The following is a 15,268-nucleotide window of genomic DNA, read 5'->3' as shown; positions in this document are numbered from 1 at the left end:
CTCCTCACATGCAGGTTTTCGACGCCGCTTCCGTCCATGCGGCCCTGTCCTGGCCCATCCTCATTGAAGCGCTGCGCAAGGCGCATCTCGGTCCCATGCCGGCTTGCGAGGTCGTCGTGCAATCCGATCCCGCCAATGGTGAGGGGCAGTTCGTAACTCTGCCCGGCTGGGCGCCAGGCGGTCCGATCGTAGTCAAAATGGTCGGCGTCTTTGCGCGGAACGCGTCCCTCGAGCCGCCGCAGCCAGCCGTACAAGGCTTGGTGGCCCTATTCGACGGCGCAACCGGCGCCCCGCGCCTGGCGGCCGACGGCGCAGCGATGACCGCACGCAAGACGGCAGCGGACTCCGCGCTTGGCGCAACGCTTCTCGCCCGTGATAACGTCGAGAACTTGCTCATCGTCGGCGCAGGGGCCCTCTCCCCTTATTTCGCAGAAGCGCATCTTGCCGCCCGTCCCTCGCTAAAGCGGGTCGCCATCTGGAACCGGACTCCCGCCCGAGCGGCAGCCGTCGCGGATCACTTGCGGCAAAAAGGCATCGACGTTTTCGTTACCGAAGATCTCGACGCCGCCGTGCGTGGTGCCGATATCGTTTCCTGCGTCACCATGTCGGACAAGGCGCTGATCAAGGGCGCATTGCTACGGCCTGGCACCCATCTTGATCTCGTCGGCGCCTATCTACCGACCCTACGGGAGGCCGATGATGAAGCCCTGTCGCGCGGAACGATCTTCGTGGACAGCCGCAACAACATGACGGGCGGCGGCGATCTTTCTCAAGCGGTTGGGTCAGGAGCCATCACTTGGGACGCGGTAAGAGGAGACCTCTTCGAACTCGTTCAGGGCAAAGCCACCGGTCGGACGTCACCCGACGAGATCACCATCTTCAAGAACAATGGCGGAGCGCATCTCGATCTGTTTACCGCCTCGGCGCTCGCGGACACAATTGGCTAATTCCGGCTGGTCGACGCTTCAGGCGTCGGCCAACACGCGCGCCAGGAAGGACTTGGTGCGGTCATGCTGCGGACGGGTCAGCACATCAACTGGCTTGCCCTGCTCGACGATGACACCGCCATCCATGAAGACCAAATGATCGGCGACATCCCGGGCGAACCCCATCTCATGGGTGACGACCACCATTGTCATCCCGTCGTTCGCCAGCTGGCGCATAACGGCCAGCACTTCGCCGACAAGCTCGGGATCAAGAGCAGAGGTCGGCTCGTCGAACAACATGACATCCGGCTTCATCGCCAGCGATCGGGCGATCGCGGCGCGTTGCTGCTGACCGCCTGAGAGCTGTGCGGGATAATAGCCCGCGCGTTCCTTCATGCCAACGCGCTCGAGAAGCACCATGGCCTCCTCTGTCGCCTTGGCGCGCGAGACGCCTTTCACAAGCATTGGCGCCTCGATCACGTTCTCCAGAGCCGTCTTGTGCGGAAACAGATGAAACCCTTGGAACACCATTCCCATGCGCTGGCGCTGGCGGGCAAGTTCGTTGAAGTTCATTTCGTAGAGCTTGTCGCCCTTCCAGCGGACCCCGACCGGCTCGCCATGCAGGAAGACGGCGCCGCCGGTCGGCTTCTCCAGATAGTTCAAGCAACGCAAGAGCGTGCTCTTGCCCGAACCGGAAGGGCCAACAATGCAGGTGACGTCGCCTCGATTGACGGACAAATCGATGCCGCGGAGCACTTCGAGATTGCCAAATCTCTTGTAAAGGCGTTCGACCTTCAACAGCGGTTCGCCATTCGTCGTCCCACACATCAGATTGCCTCCTGCTGGCGCCCGAACAGGTTGAAGAAGCCACCGGCCTTCTTCGTGTCGGTGTTATGTTCGGATTTTAGCCTGTGCTCAACGGCATGCTCCACCACGGTGAGGATAGTCGTCAGCACGAGGTACCAGATTGTCGCGACGAGCAGCAACGGCACGGTTTGGTAGGTGCGTGCGTAGACCATCTGTGCGGAATAAAGCAGGTCCGGCAGGGCCAGCACGGAGACGAGAGAGGTGAACTTCAGCATCGAGATCGTGTCGTTGCCGATGGGCGGGATGACGATGCGCAGCGCCTGGGGTAGTACGATACGGCGTAGCGTCTGGCCCCGAGTCAAGCCGAGCGTTGCCGCCGCCTCGGTCTGGCCAGCGTTGATCGCCTGGATACCGGCGCGGATCATCTCCGCGGCGTAGGCGCTTTCGGTGAACGCAAGTCCCATGATCGCGGCGCTGAACGGCGTGATTAGCTCGTTTGTATTCCAAGAAAAGAGCTTGGGTCCGTCAAAGGGGATCCCAATTGAGACCTCCGGCAGCAGAAGCGCCAGATTATACCAGAAGATCATCTGCACCAGTGGCGGCACGCCGCGAAAGAACCAGATCCAAGCCCAACTCGCCGCCTGGAATACCTGGCTTGACGACAGGCGCATGATCGCCAGCAGCACACCAATCGCAAGCCCGATGACCATGGCGAGCACTGTGAGGACAAGCGTCATGCCGAGACCTGAGAGGATAGCCGGATTCAGCATATACTGGCCGACCACATTCCACTGCATGTTCTGATTGGTTACCAGCACCTGCAGGAAGATGATGGCGAACACCGCGAGAAGAATGCCGCCGACCCAATGACCGACCCTGGGTACAGCGATCGGCTTGATCTCGTGGATTGCGGGGCGGTTCGGGTGGTCGGACATGGAGGCTCTTTCTGCAGTGGCGAGCGCCGGCCGATCCGATAAGAACAGATGGCCGGCGCTAATTGTTAGAGATCTGCCGGGTGTTCTTCGGTGATCAGGAGCGCCTTTTTCAGAACACCAGAGTCGTTGATGCCCCACTTGGTCATGATCTTTTCATAAGAGCCATCGTCGATCATCGACTGAATGGCATCGGTCATGATTTTCCCGAGCGGATCGCCCTTGCGTACGCCAATGCAGCTATTGACAGCCGCAAGCACGAGTTCCGACACCTTCATGTCGCCGGTCTGCTTGGCCATGTAGGCGAGCTTGACCGAGGCCGCCGCTGTAGCCTGGGCGCGATTGGAGCGTACAGCAAGTTCGGCCTGCGCCTGGGTGCCGTGGGTTTGTACGATGACCGGCTTATCCTTGCACTCGTTGGCGTTGAGCTTTTCCATCAGGTCAAGGTCCCAGGACCCGTTCAGGACCGCGATCGTCAGGCCACAGACTTCGGAGGTATTTTTGATATCGAGCTTGCTGGCTGCAGGATAGGCAAGCGAGGTGCCGATCTTGCGCTGGGACACGAAGTCGATCGTCTTGAGGCGTTCGGCCGTGGTACCAAAAGAGGAGAAGCCGGCGTCGAAACGTTTTGCCATCAGCCCCGGGATGATCGCGTCAAAGCTCGTGCCTTCGAAGGTGAAGGGAACGCCGAGGCGATCTTCGATCTCCTTCGCGATATCAACGCTCCATCCTTTTAGCTGGCCATCGGCATCGGTGAATTCGTCAGGTGCCCAATCGTTGAAAACAGCGGCTTTGATGCCCTTTTCCTTATACTGCGGCGGCAGCGCGTCGTGCAGGGCAGGAATAACATCGGCAAATGCTGGACAAGACAGCATGGCTGCCAGAGCACATCCGGTAAACAATGACTTTAGCATTTAAACCCTCCTTTTGAATGGGCATTTTCCCATCGGTGTCGTTCCCTCATTCCCTGCCACATGAAATTCTTGGGCGAGAACGTTCTCACATATCAGACACGGAGATTGGCAGCTCGTCAAGCGCTGCATCGCTTTAATTACTCGATCGTCTCGTTGAAATCGGTCTCGAATGCTTTTAGAGCTTCAGTGACGGTCGCTTTCCGTTGCCATCCGATAATCAGATTTTTCTCTGCTTTGATCGGTTATTGTGAGAAGGAATGAGCTATGAGCTCTAAGAGCAAGGCGACGATCGCTGATGTCGCGCGGGCCGCAGGCGTGTCGACCGCGACGGCAGGCCGCGTGTTGGGACATTACGGATATACCAGCGAGGAGAAAAAGGAGCAGGTACTTAAGGCCGCGCAAGAACTCGGATACCGGCCGAACGCGCTCGCCCGCAGCCTGATCACAGGAAAGACGCGGACGCTCGGTGTGGTTGCCGGCGATATCCAGAACCCGTTCTACGCCTCCGTCATCCGTGGCATTTCCAACGTCGCCGATGCTAACGGCTTTGGCCTGCTGATCACCAATAGCGACGAAATTCCAGCACACGAAGTCCACGCCGTCGAGCTTTTGGCGCAAAAGCAGGTCGACGGGCTGATCGTTACGCCGATCGATACGCGCAGGGCTCGCCACCTATTCAGTATCAAAGCCATGGGCATGCCACTCGTGTTGATCGATCGCGCCGTCGGCGGCCTCATGGTCGACCGGGTCGCGACTGACAATATCGCAGCTGCCGAACAGGCAGTCCGCCATCTAATCGGCGAAGGCCACCGGCGGATCGGCATTGTCGCGGAACTTGTCGACGAAAATTTCATGACCCTTGACCAGTTCGTGAGCCATGCGATCGCCGGTGATCCGATCGAAAGCGAAACGCTTTATCCAAGCTGGCAGCGGCTTCTTGGATACATTCGTGCCCATCGCATCGGTGGCCTGACCGTCGACCCTCGCCTTATCATGCGCGCCGGCAGCTATTCCGCCCAGGCGGCGCAGGACGTTGTTCCGCCCGCCATGACCAGCGCTCATCCACCCACAGCACTGTTCACGACCGACGGCACCATGTCAGAGGGGACCATGCGCGCGCTTACGATGCTGAAGCTTTCTGTACCGGAGAATCTGTCGCTCGTTTGCTTCGACGACCTCGACTGGATGAGTTTCCTGCGCCCCGGCATCACTACCGTATCCCAGCCGCGACTGGCCATGGGTGAAGCTGCTGCCCGCATGTTGCTCGAGCGGATACGTGGCGAAGAATACCCAAGCCGCACTGTCCTTATGCCGGCCGAGTTGATCCTACGCGGCTCTGTTTCCCGCGTCTGAAACGACTATCAAAACTTTACGTCCGCTCGCGCAGAACAAAGAATTTGCAATCCCAAGCAATCAGCTCTAAATGAGAACGTTCTCATTACCTTCTCAGGATCGTTGAATGTCCGCTCCCGTTAGAATCTTGGCTTTTGGTGACAATGTCGTTGATTGCTATCGCGACCAGGGCCTGATGTATCCTGGTGGAAATTGCGTGAACCACGCAGTGTTTGCTAAGCGCGCCGGGGCCAAGACAGCGTACGTTGGTGCAGTGTGTGACGACGATGCGGGGCGGTTGATCAGGGCCTCACTCGACGCCGAGGGCGTCGATACCTCCTTGATGAGGACCGCTGGGGGTCAAACGGCGTACTGTGTGATCGAGACCGAAGATGGAGACCGGGTATTCGTGGGCGCCAATCTCGGCCCGTCGATTATCGCCCCCAATGCCGGTGACTTGGCACAGATCGATGACTTCGATGCCGTTCACACCGGTCGCTCGAGCCATGTAGATGCTTGGCTTCCTCGTTTTGCCGCAAAAGCAAAAGTGTCCTATGACCTTGCTACAGTCCACAACCCGGACCGGGTGGCGACCGTGGCACCGCATTGCTTCCTGTTAGCGTTTTCGGGTGGTGGCCTGTCAAGACAAGAGGCCGTTGCGCTTGCTGGGACTGCTCGAGATCACGGGGCGCAGTGGAGCCTGGTAACACGAGGAGGCGAAGGCGCGCTGCTCATCGGTGAGGCCGGACTTTTCGACGTCCCCGTTCAGCCCGTCGATGCGGTAGATACGCTCGGCGCCGGCGACACCTTCATCGCCAGCGTGCTGGTTGGTCTGCTAAGAGGCGACGACCCCGATACGCTACTTGCCGCTGCAGCGGCAGCCGCCGCCGAAACCTGTCTGACGCCTGGCGCTTTCGGCTATTCAGCAACGATGTCGGTTGATCTTCGTAATATGATGACGCTTGAGCAGGTCTACGCCACCACGAGACCGGCTGCCGATCACAACGACGTCCAATTGCCGACATCGCCTCCAGTAGAGGTTGATTGAAGTTTGGCTTGGTTCTACCGTTGTTTTTTTGAATGAAGCAAACCAGTGAGAGTGTGGTCTTGACGCAATATGAACCCGCGGCACGTCATTCCGACCCGTCAAGCAATTGATAAGCCTGGACTTAACGGGTTCTGTCTTCTCTCTGTGGCCGCCTCCAAAAGGCTCGAGCATAGGACTGCATTACGCTGCACTCGGCCCGCTGAAGCAGGCCGAGTGCAGTTCATTTTTGCGTCCGGGAAATCAAAATCTCAATCTCAAACCCTGCAACACAACCAATCCCCATACCTGCGCTGGATCAAGCTCCGAGTACAAACCGCGAGAATGCGAGAGAGTTCCGCGCGTCCTCGTCCAACTTGGCCTCGGTCGCCCCATTACTCAGATCACGCCATACGCGAATGTCTGATCCAATGCCGCCACCTGTTTTGACGAAGGGTTCCATCACAACGGCGCCCGTGTAGTTGATTTCGCGAAGCGCGAGACCAATCTCGTGCCACGGAATACGTCCTGTCCCCGGAACGCGGCGGTTGTTTTCCCCCGTATGGAAGTGCCCGAGGAAGGGTCCGGCAGTGCGGATAGCATCGCCGAAACTGTCTTCCTCGATGTTCATGTGGAAAGTATCCAGCATCACCTTGACGTTCGACTTGCCGACGTCCTGGACAAAGGCCACGCCTTCGGCGGCGGTGTTGAGGACGTGATTTTCAAACCGGTTTAACACCTCGATGCATAGGTTGATACCCAGGTTGTTCGCGAAGTCCGCGATACCATGGATGCCTTCGACGCCGCGCGCCCGATCGCCGATCTTATCGACCGGCTGCGTATAGTCGACAGGCCAGTAAGAATGGAGCGCGCCGCCGATCGACTTAATATCCAGCTTGGCAACGTTCGTCAGCGTCTGCTCGAAGAAAGCTTTGCCCGCCTTGCGCACGTCAGCGTCCGGCGATGACAGATTCTTCTGTTTCGTCGGACCGATGCCGGCCGTAAGAATGATGCCGTTGTCCTTGGAAGCCTGGCGGATCGCCACGAGTTCAGCATCGCTGTAGGAATTGATGTGATGTGCGGCGACTTCGATGACGTCGAAGCCGAGCTTGGCAACCTTCTCAACGTAGGGTCCGAATTTGGCGCTCCATTCTTTTTCCCAGTAGGAGTAGTAAATTCCGTGCTTCATAAGAGCCTCCTTGATTTTGAGCTATAGTCAGTTGATGGCGCGCAGGGAGAACCCACCGTCGAAGACGGTGGAACCACCTGGGGCCGAAGGCAGTGAACCGATGGGGTCATCGGTTCGGATGGGCGGCTAGTTGTTGTCGATGCGGCGATCGGGTTCCGAACTGCCAGATATGATGGCAAGGCCGTTCGGGACGTCATTCTCCTCGACCTTGCGATTGATTTCCTTTGGATCGAGTCCGTAGGACGACCAGCGATCCTGGAGTCTTTTCCGCAGATTGTCCTCGCTAACGTCTACGAAGACTGTGAAGTCGAAGATCGATTTGAGCCTGTCCCACGGCGCTTGTTCCGCAAGAAGGTAGTTGCCTTCGCAGACGAGGATATCCACGGATTGCGGGATAAGCCTGCCACCCGCGCGGGCGATTTCGATTGTGCGGTCGAAAACCGGGACAGCAACGACGTCGTCAGCGTTTTCCTTGAGGCGAAGAAGCATGTGCCGGAGACCATGTGCATCGAAAGTGTCGATCGCGCCCTTGAACGGCCTGCGTCCTGCGGCTTCAAGCACGACGTCATCGTAATGGTAGCCGTCCATTGGAAACAGCGCCGCGCATCCAACTTTGCCCTCATTTAGGAGTTCGACCGCGCGTTCTGCCAATGTCGACTTCCCTGAACCCGGTGCGCCGGCAACGGCAACCAAGACGCGCCTTTTCTCGTCGGCGAACCGCTTCCTTGCGATATCCGCGATCTGATGCGCATTACCTTCTATGCTGCTCATGAAATTTCCATTCAGAGTTCCAGTCATTCGGCACCGCCCCGCTTGAACGATAGGGCCAGAAACATTGTCACCAGCAGGTAAACCCGCCATCGACCGGCACCACCGCGCCTGTCATGAGGCTGGCTGCATCCGAGACCAGAAAATGCACGACGCTGGCGACTTCATGGGCCTGCCCAAAACGACCCATCGGCGTGTCGCGCCGCCACTCGGCCGCAAGACCGCTGGCTTCTGCATGGCTGATCAGGGGCGTCTCGATGTAAGTGGGTGCTACGGAGTTCACGCGTACGCCGCGCCCTGCCCACTCAGCGGCTAGCGAATGGGTGAGATGATGCACAGCGGCCTTGGAGGCGTTGTAATGAGACTGCCCCTGTGGCCGGTTGACGATCAGACCCGACATTGAGCCGATGTTAACGATCGATCCAGAGCCCTTGGCGAGCATGTGACGACCGAATGCGCGATCGCACCAAAAGACGCCGTTAAGATTCACATCATGGACCGCGAGCCAATCAGCGTCTTCAACGTCCTCAGCGGCAACCGGCGGACGTCCGATCCCTGCGTTTGCAACGAGGATATCGGCAGCGCCGTGTTCCTTCGCGATGGTGTCGGCTGCCGTCTGCACGGCTGCGGAGTCTGTGACGTCGACCACATGCGATAGTGCGTTGAATCCCTTGGCGGCCAAAGAGGCCTTACCCTCTTCCAGCGAGCCAGCGTCACGGTCGAGCAGGATTACCTTGGCTCCAGCTTCAGCGAGCGCCTCGGCGATTGCGAGACCGATACTGCGGCTACCGCCAGTCACCACTGCAAGCTTGCCGTCAAGCCTCAATTTTTCCATGTACATGGCATGCTTCCTTTCAGAATAAATTACGTGCTCAAGCCGCGCGGGCGAATGTTACGCAGCGACGGAGGCTACACCTGGTGCGGTGAGCGCGTGCCCATCCTCACCGAACACATGCGAGCGCGCGGGGTCCGGTGTCAGGAAAATGGTGTCGCCGCGACGGTAGCCGCGTTCACCAACCGCTCGAACGGTCAGCGTTCCCAGTGCCTTCACATCCACGGTGAAGTAAGCGTCACTGCCGAGTTGCTCCTCAACGAGGATGGTCCCAGTCCAGAGGCCCACGTGACGGTCGTAACGAAGATGTTCCGGACGGATGCCGAACGTCACCTTGCCTGACTTGAGCGGTGCCTTGAGGTTGGCGATATCGATACCACCCGCTGAGGTCTCGATCCGGTTTCCGCCGGCCGTGGTCCCCTCGATGAAGTTCATCTTGGGTGAACCGATGAACCCCGCGACGAACTTGTTGGCGGGATCGTCGTAAAGCGCGATCGGCGTGTCGAACTGCTCCACCTTGCCGGCGTTCAGGACCACGATGCGGTCGGCCATGGTCATGGCTTCTACCTGATCGTGGGTCACGTAGATCATGGTTGTCTTGAGCTCGTCGTGGAGGCGGATCAGTTCGAGCCGCATCTGGACGCGCAACGCTGCGTCTAGGTTGGAAAGCGGCTCATCGAACAAAAAGGCGGTCGGCGCACGCACGATGGCGCGACCGATAGCCACTCGCTGACGCTGACCGCCGGACAACTGCCGTGGAAGACGTTCGAGATACGGCTCCAAAGCAAGCGCCCGCGCAGCGGTAAGCACCCGTTCCTTGATCTCGGCTTTCGGTCGCCCAGATACCCGGAGTCCGAAGCCGATGTTCTCCTCGACCGTCAGATGCGGGAACAAGGCGTACGATTGGAAAACCATAGCCAGATGCCGCTCGGAAGGAGCGACATGGGTCACATCCCGGCCGTCGATCACGACGCGGCCGCTGGAGACGTCTTCCAGACCTGTGATTAGCCTGAGAAGCGATGACTTCCCGCAACCCGACGGTCCGACGAAGACCACATACTCGCCTTCGTTGATCGTCAGGCTGACGTCGCGGATAACTTCGAACTCGCCAAAACTCTTGACGACATTCTCCAGCGTTATCTGGCCCATGATAATTCCTCCGTTAGTGTCGGCACGCAAGCACCGCGGTCAAATGGTGCATTACTTCAGTGGAAGATGATGCCGCCGTCGACATTCAAAGATTGTCCGGTGATGAAAGAGGCGTCGTCGGATGCAAAGAAGGCGACCGCGCCGACAATGTCATCCGGATTACCGACACGGCCCATTGCCGTCTTCTCAAGTACCTTCCGGAGGGTCTCCGGGTCTTCGAGATGTGTACGGCCCATGTCCGTCGCGATGACGCCCGGGCAGACCGCATTGACGGTGACGCCGCTCTTGGCGACTTCTCTCGCCAGACCCTGAGTAAAGTTCACCACGGCTCCCTTCGAGGCGCAGTAGTGCGTCTCTGTGGGGCCGCCGAGCTTGCCGCCGATCGAGGCGATGTTGATCACGCGGCCGTTGCCGTTCGAAATGAACTGCGCGAGGAATGCCTTGGTAACGAGGAAGGTGCCCTTAGTGTTGACGGCGAACATCCGGTCCCATTCATCGGGCTCGATGTTCTCGGCCGTGTGCACCGACCGCACGCCAGCATTATTGACAAGTACGTCGAGGCGGCCGGCTCTTTCCAGAACATCGCGCGCCATCGCGTCGACCGACGACGGGTCGCTGACGTCGCAGTAGGAAATCTCGCACCGTCCGCCATTCGCTTCGGCAGTGGCGACCAGGTCCGCCAATTCGGCTTCGCGAGCATTGAGGTCGACAGCGAACACCCGGTAGCCTTCGGCCGCCAGTCGCTCAGCGATCGCCCGGCCGATGCCACGGGAAGCGCCCGTTACTAGTGCAGCCTTTTTGTTTCCGCGTTGGGGTATCATCAGTATTCTCCCTATCGAGTTTTTGGTGTCAGTCTTTTACAGCGCCCATTGTGACGCCGGAGACGATGTGTTTCTGCATGAAGAAGGTGAACAGCACCGGCGGCAGGCACTGGATGACCGAGGCGGCCGCGATGTATTCCCAGTAAACACGCCCGGTTCCAACGAAGGACGAAATCACCACGGGGAAGGTCTTGGCCTCGCGTGTCGTCAGGAATAGCGCCAGCATGAATTCATTCCATGCGAAGATGAAGACAAACGTGGCCACCGCCGCCAGTCCGCTCTTGCTGAGCGGGAGAACCACGTCCTTGAGCACTTGCCACCAGGTGCAGCCTTCCAGGCGCGCGGCCTCGATGAGTTCCTTGGGAACGCGCCGGATAAACGACATGGTCATCCACACGGCGAACGGCAGGTTGAAGCCGGCGTAAGCGATTATTAGGCCCAAAAGAGAGTCGAGCAGCCCGACCCCTCTGAAGATCACGAACAGCGGGACGGCAGCCGCGATCGGTGGCATCATGCGGGTCGACAAAATCCAGTCCGCCAGTGCCTCGCGGCCGCGGAAGCGGTGGTTGACCAAGGCGAACGCCGTCGGAACCGCAAGAACCAGGGCCAATATAGTAGCGCCAATGGTAGCGATGAGCGAATTGGCGATGAATGGCCAGAACTGCGTGATCACATCGTAGAAGTTCTGGAAGTTCGCAAAATTCGGAATCCAGACGGGCGGTATGGCGATAAGCTCGGCAGTGGATTTGAAAGCACCGAGCGTCAACCACAGAAGGGGTGCCACCGACATAAACACAAACAGGAGAACCAGGGCGAGCGGACCGAGATCGCGGGGGCGGAAGGTACTATTCATCTTCAATCCTCCTGAGGAGCCTCACGGCGAAGGTTGTGACGATCGTCGAGACGACGAGGATGATGACGGCTGCGGCCGAGCCAACGCCTGCCTGGAAAAACTGGAAGTTCTGCTGATAGGCGTAGAGCGTAAGGACCATCGTGGAATCCCCTGGACCACCGCGCGTCGTCACGTAGACCACGTCGAAAAACCGCAAAGTGTCGATGATGCGAAGAATGACGCCGAGAAGAACGATGCCCTTGATAGAAGGTATCTCAAGCAGCGTGAGGACGTGATGCCATTTGGCTCCATCAACGCGAGCCGCTTCGTAAAGGTCCGATCGGATCGACAGCAGGCCGGCCATGATGAGCAACATCATGAACGGGGTCCATTGCCAGATGTTGATCAAGAGGATCGACAACATCGCTGCAGTGGACTCGCCGAACCAGGGAACCGGGCCAAGGCCGACACCACCGAGCAGGTAGTTCGCGATACCCAGCACCGGGTTGAAGACGTATGAGAAGATCATCCCAACGATAAGTGGTGTCACCATCATCGGCAGCATGAAGAGCGAGCGCAATCCGTTGACCCACTTGAGGTGGCTGAGACTCACGAAGGCTTTCGCGATGATGAAGGCTATGACGATCTCGAATGCGATCGACACCACGGCGAGCAGGCCGGTGTTCAGCATTGCACGGAGAAAAAGGGTGTCGCTCAACAGGTTGATGTAATTGCCAGCACCGACGAAGACCGCGCGCTTCATGGCCGTCAGCTTGACGGAATGCACACTTAGGTAAACCGAGTAGAGGAACGGCCAGATGGTTAGCATCGCCAGAAAAATGCAAGTCGGTGCGATGAACGCCGTCATCTGGAACCGATCGCCGTGAATGAAAGAGCGTCGTGGCGCTGCCGCGGGCGCGCCAGCCTGCATAACGGCGTTAGCCATCGTGAAATCCTCCGGTAAATTAGATGCCGAGGGCGAGCGGGTGGCCCGCCCTCGGAAACGAGTTAGTTAAGCTGGCCGTTTTCCTTGAGGAGCTTGGTCACGTCAGCGTTCGCGCCGTCCATGGCGTCCTTGGGGCTCTTCTCGCCGATGATCGCCTTGTTCACCTGCGCACCGACGGTGTCGATGAGCTGGAAGGCAACCGAGTGACGAGGGCGAACTTCAGCCCAGGAGTCCTTCTGGCCTTCAAGAAGCACGGACGTCCATGGGAACTTGGCCTGAACTTCCTTGTCTTCCATTGCGGACAGACGGCTCGGCGGTCCGCCGGCCATGACGAAGTCGCGGTGCACCGGCTTGCTCGCGAACCACTTGAGGTAGTCCCACGCAGCATCCTTCTGGGCACCGTGCGTGTTGACGCAGGCAATCCATCCGCCGACCGGTGTGATCGTCTTGCCGCCGTCCTTGTGCGGCATCAACGCGGCCTTGAACTTGCCGGCGATCTGGCTCTGCTTGGGATCGTTTGCGATTTGCGCGCGGACTGACCAGTCGTTGATCATCGCCAGCTTGCCCGCGGCGAACGCATTGGCTCGCTCATCCCATGCGAAGGATTCCACGCCCGGAGGGCCGTAGGCGACCATGTCGCGGAAGAACTGGACGAGATCGACGGATTCCTTCGAGTTAAAGAGTGGCGTCTGGTCCTTGTAGGGCTCCTTCGAGCCGATGTCGTTCGATGCCCAAGGCTTCCCGCCAGCGCTGTAAATCCATTCGAACCACTGCTGGCCTGCTGCCGCGCCGCGCTTGTTGTTCATGGCGTATCCGTAAACGCCAGGGAAATCCTTGTTGTTGGTGAAGGTGGCGGCTGCCTTCTTCAGTTCCTCGAATGTTTCCGGAACCTTCAGCCCGGCCTTCTCGAACAGGTCAGTACGGTAGTACATCAGTTCATAGTAGATGCCGACGGGAAGGCAAACACGCTGGCCTTCCCAGCTTGCCTGCCCTGCTGCAGCCGGCGTGAAGTCGTCCCACGAATATACGTCGGGGTTCTCGGCGATCTTGTCTTCCACCGGATCGAGGCAACCCGCCTCGGCGAATTCTCCGAGCCAGATGCCGTCGATGAGCATCACGTCATAGCTGCTGTCGTTCTGGGAGCACGAAAGAAGCTCCTTTTCATGCAGCGCGTCGTAGCCATAGCCGTCGATTTCAACGTTCGCGCCGGTCAGCTTCGTGAACCCGTCCTTGACCGTCTTCATCGAGTCGATGAACGGATCGGTGATGGTCATCACACGAAGCGTCTTTCCTGAGTGATCGCCGAGCTGGCTCTTCCAGTCGATTTCCTGGGCCACGGCGGCGGATGCTGCGAGCATCGCCACGGCGGAGATTGAGCCGATCAATTTCGCATGTAGCATGTGGTACTCCTCCAGATTTAAGGCGCGCTCTCCCATGGCTTGCGACGGCGCGCCCGCGCGTCGACAAAGCCTTCCTGGTGCGGTGAATCGCTCCACCACATTGGTCCTCGATTGTTGGCGACGTTTATCTCCGCGCGTGACTCCTCACGCTAGGCGGAGCGTACCCACACCGGTTGCCGGCGCGCCTGTCGACGCTCGGACAACCAAGTTACACAGTAATTTCTCGCGCGCGGCCGGCTCATTCTCATCGTCGAGATGGCCACGCAGCCTGTTCCAGATAGCCCGCCCCATATCTTCCACTGGCTGCCGAATAGCGGTCAGTGGCGGATTGAAGGCGTGCATCCACGAATAATCGTCGAACCCCAACACCGAGATATCCCGTGGGACCGACAATCCATTCTTGTTTACAGAAGCAAGAATCCCCAATGTTGCGAAGTTCGTCAGCGCGATGAATGCGGTCGCTTGGCGCTCGCCTTCCATGAAGGTACCAAGTCGATCCGCAGCAGTATCGAAATCGAGGCCGACCTCGATCAGCGTCGGCGCTGGCAATCCCTCTCTGGTCAGCACAGATTGAATGCCCTCGCAACGTTCTCGGATGTTCTGCAGCATCATCGAAGAGGCAGCGACGACAAACTGCCGATGCCCAAGTGCTACAAGGTGTTCGGTCGCCTTCACGCCAGCATCGACATTGTCGACGGTGACCGCGTCTCCGTCGAACTGCGACGGAACCCGGTCCGCAACTACGAACGGAACGCCGCTGCTCGAAAGAAGCTCTCGGCTGGCGAACTCGTCAGTACATGGAATTATGACTACTCCCGTGGGCTTCCATCCAAGGAGAGCGGACAGACGGCTGGCCTCTTCGTCTGCATTGCCGTGAGAGCTCGAGACGATAATATCGTAGCCCTCCCCCCGAACGCTCGCCTCGATGGCGGCAATCAAGGTCGTGAAGAACGGGTTGTTCAAGTCGGGGACGAGCGCAGCAACGATTTTCGCTTTGCCCGCACGAAGTTGGGAGGCGGCGCGGTCCGGCTGATAACCAAGCTCTGTCGCGGCGGACCGAACACGTTCGACCAGATCAGGCTTGACCGCTCGATTGCCGCTGAAGACATTCGATACCGTTCCTGGAGAGACCCCGGCCCGCTGTGCGACATCTTTAATTGAGACAACCATACTGCCTGCCTCCTCCTGCAGACTACGCATGAAAATCGATTTACGTAAATCGTTTTAACAGAGTTTCATGGGTTAGCAAGTGGATTCTTTTCATATTCGATACGGCGCTTTGCCCTTCGCGCTTCTCAAGCAACGTGGTCTCGCTGATCCCTGGCATCAGATGGTCGGTCACGAGAGGGTCAAGGGTTCGCCGCGATGTGTTCTTGAAGGGATTCGAACTTGAGGC

Annotated in this window: 15 protein-coding genes; 3 read left to right on the top strand and 12 right to left on the bottom strand. The window is 58.7% G+C overall.

All coding sequences use genetic code 11. The features are described 5' to 3' along the window. Positions 1 to 8: 8 nt before the first annotated feature. Positions 9 to 947, top strand: a complete 939-nt coding sequence (locus tag QTL95_RS03945) for an ornithine cyclodeaminase (protein WP_289718650.1) — start codon at positions 9 to 11, stop codon at positions 945 to 947. Between the two features lie 18 nt (positions 948 to 965). Here QTL95_RS03945 and QTL95_RS03940 read toward each other — a convergent pair whose 3' ends face one another. The 3 genes from QTL95_RS03940 to QTL95_RS03930 all read right to left on the bottom strand — a co-directional run bounded on the left by QTL95_RS03940 (position 966) and on the right by QTL95_RS03930 (position 3,579). Then, positions 966 to 1,754 (bottom strand): amino acid ABC transporter ATP-binding protein, encoded by a 789-nt coding sequence (locus QTL95_RS03940; protein ID WP_289718649.1) that lies wholly within the window; start codon positions 1,752 to 1,754, stop codon positions 966 to 968. Then, the gene (locus QTL95_RS03935; RefSeq protein ID WP_289718648.1) at positions 1,754 to 2,668 is read right to left on the bottom strand and encodes an amino acid ABC transporter permease; all 915 of its coding nucleotides are present in this window, start codon (positions 2,666 to 2,668) and stop codon (positions 1,754 to 1,756) included. The genes QTL95_RS03940 and QTL95_RS03935 overlap by 1 nt, the downstream gene beginning before the upstream one ends. Before the next feature lie 65 nt (positions 2,669 to 2,733). Beyond that, entirely contained in the window at positions 2,734 to 3,579 is an 846-nt protein-coding gene (locus tag QTL95_RS03930; RefSeq protein WP_289718647.1) for a transporter substrate-binding domain-containing protein, read from the bottom strand. Between the two features lie 264 nt (positions 3,580 to 3,843). On the opposite strand from QTL95_RS03930, the gene QTL95_RS03925 reads away from it, so the two are divergent. Next, positions 3,844 to 4,932 (top strand): LacI family DNA-binding transcriptional regulator, encoded by a 1,089-nt coding sequence (locus QTL95_RS03925; protein WP_289718646.1) that lies wholly within the window; start codon positions 3,844 to 3,846, stop codon positions 4,930 to 4,932. A 106-nt stretch (positions 4,933 to 5,038) separates the two neighbouring features. Further along, complete coding sequence (locus QTL95_RS03920) at positions 5,039 to 5,959, top strand: PfkB family carbohydrate kinase (RefSeq protein ID WP_289718645.1); 921 nt, start codon at positions 5,039 to 5,041, stop codon at positions 5,957 to 5,959. A gap of 295 nt (positions 5,960 to 6,254) precedes the next feature. Here QTL95_RS03920 and QTL95_RS03915 read toward each other — a convergent pair whose 3' ends face one another. The 9 genes from QTL95_RS03915 to QTL95_RS03875 form a co-directional block, all read right to left on the bottom strand. After that, positions 6,255 to 7,124: a D-psicose 3-epimerase gene (locus QTL95_RS03915; RefSeq protein WP_289718644.1), complete on the bottom strand. Its 870-nt coding sequence runs from the start codon at positions 7,122 to 7,124 to the stop codon at positions 6,255 to 6,257. Between the two features lie 126 nt (positions 7,125 to 7,250). Next, positions 7,251 to 7,895 (bottom strand): nucleoside/nucleotide kinase family protein, encoded by a 645-nt coding sequence (locus tag QTL95_RS03910; protein ID WP_289718803.1) that lies wholly within the window; start codon positions 7,893 to 7,895, stop codon positions 7,251 to 7,253. 67 nt (positions 7,896 to 7,962) lie between these two features. Then, on the bottom strand, positions 7,963 to 8,733 hold the full coding sequence (locus tag QTL95_RS03905) for an SDR family NAD(P)-dependent oxidoreductase (RefSeq protein ID WP_289718643.1): 771 nt from the start codon (positions 8,731 to 8,733) through the stop codon (positions 7,963 to 7,965). 51 nt (positions 8,734 to 8,784) lie between these two features. Next, positions 8,785 to 9,873 (bottom strand): ABC transporter ATP-binding protein, encoded by a 1,089-nt coding sequence (locus tag QTL95_RS03900; RefSeq protein WP_289718642.1) that lies wholly within the window; start codon positions 9,871 to 9,873, stop codon positions 8,785 to 8,787. Positions 9,874 to 9,929: 56 nt separating this feature from the next. After that, positions 9,930 to 10,694, bottom strand: coding sequence for an SDR family NAD(P)-dependent oxidoreductase (locus tag QTL95_RS03895; protein ID WP_289718641.1), 765 nt, complete (start codon positions 10,692 to 10,694; stop codon positions 9,930 to 9,932). Positions 10,695 to 10,722: 28 nt separating this feature from the next. Next, positions 10,723 to 11,547, bottom strand: coding sequence for a carbohydrate ABC transporter permease (locus tag QTL95_RS03890; protein ID WP_112533373.1), 825 nt, complete (start codon positions 11,545 to 11,547; stop codon positions 10,723 to 10,725). Further along, entirely contained in the window at positions 11,540 to 12,472 is a 933-nt protein-coding gene (locus QTL95_RS03885) for a carbohydrate ABC transporter permease (protein WP_289718640.1), read from the bottom strand. Before QTL95_RS03885 ends, QTL95_RS03890 begins: the two co-directional genes overlap by 8 nt. 62 nt (positions 12,473 to 12,534) lie before the next feature. Further along, positions 12,535 to 13,872: an extracellular solute-binding protein gene (locus QTL95_RS03880; RefSeq protein WP_289718639.1), complete on the bottom strand. Its 1,338-nt coding sequence runs from the start codon at positions 13,870 to 13,872 to the stop codon at positions 12,535 to 12,537. A 144-nt stretch (positions 13,873 to 14,016) separates the two neighbouring features. Beyond that, positions 14,017 to 15,042 carry a LacI family DNA-binding transcriptional regulator gene (locus QTL95_RS03875; protein WP_289718638.1) on the bottom strand — a complete coding sequence of 342 codons (1,026 nt, stop codon included), beginning with the start codon at positions 15,040 to 15,042 and terminating at the stop codon, positions 14,017 to 14,019. Positions 15,043 to 15,268: the final 226 nt, after the last annotated feature.

Source organism: Rhizobium sp. S152 (assembly GCF_030380735.1).
GTDB lineage: Bacteria > Pseudomonadota > Alphaproteobacteria > Rhizobiales > Rhizobiaceae > Rhizobium.
The sequence above is the reverse complement of the archived record's forward strand: the minus strand, read 5'-3'. Positions and strand labels throughout refer to the sequence as shown.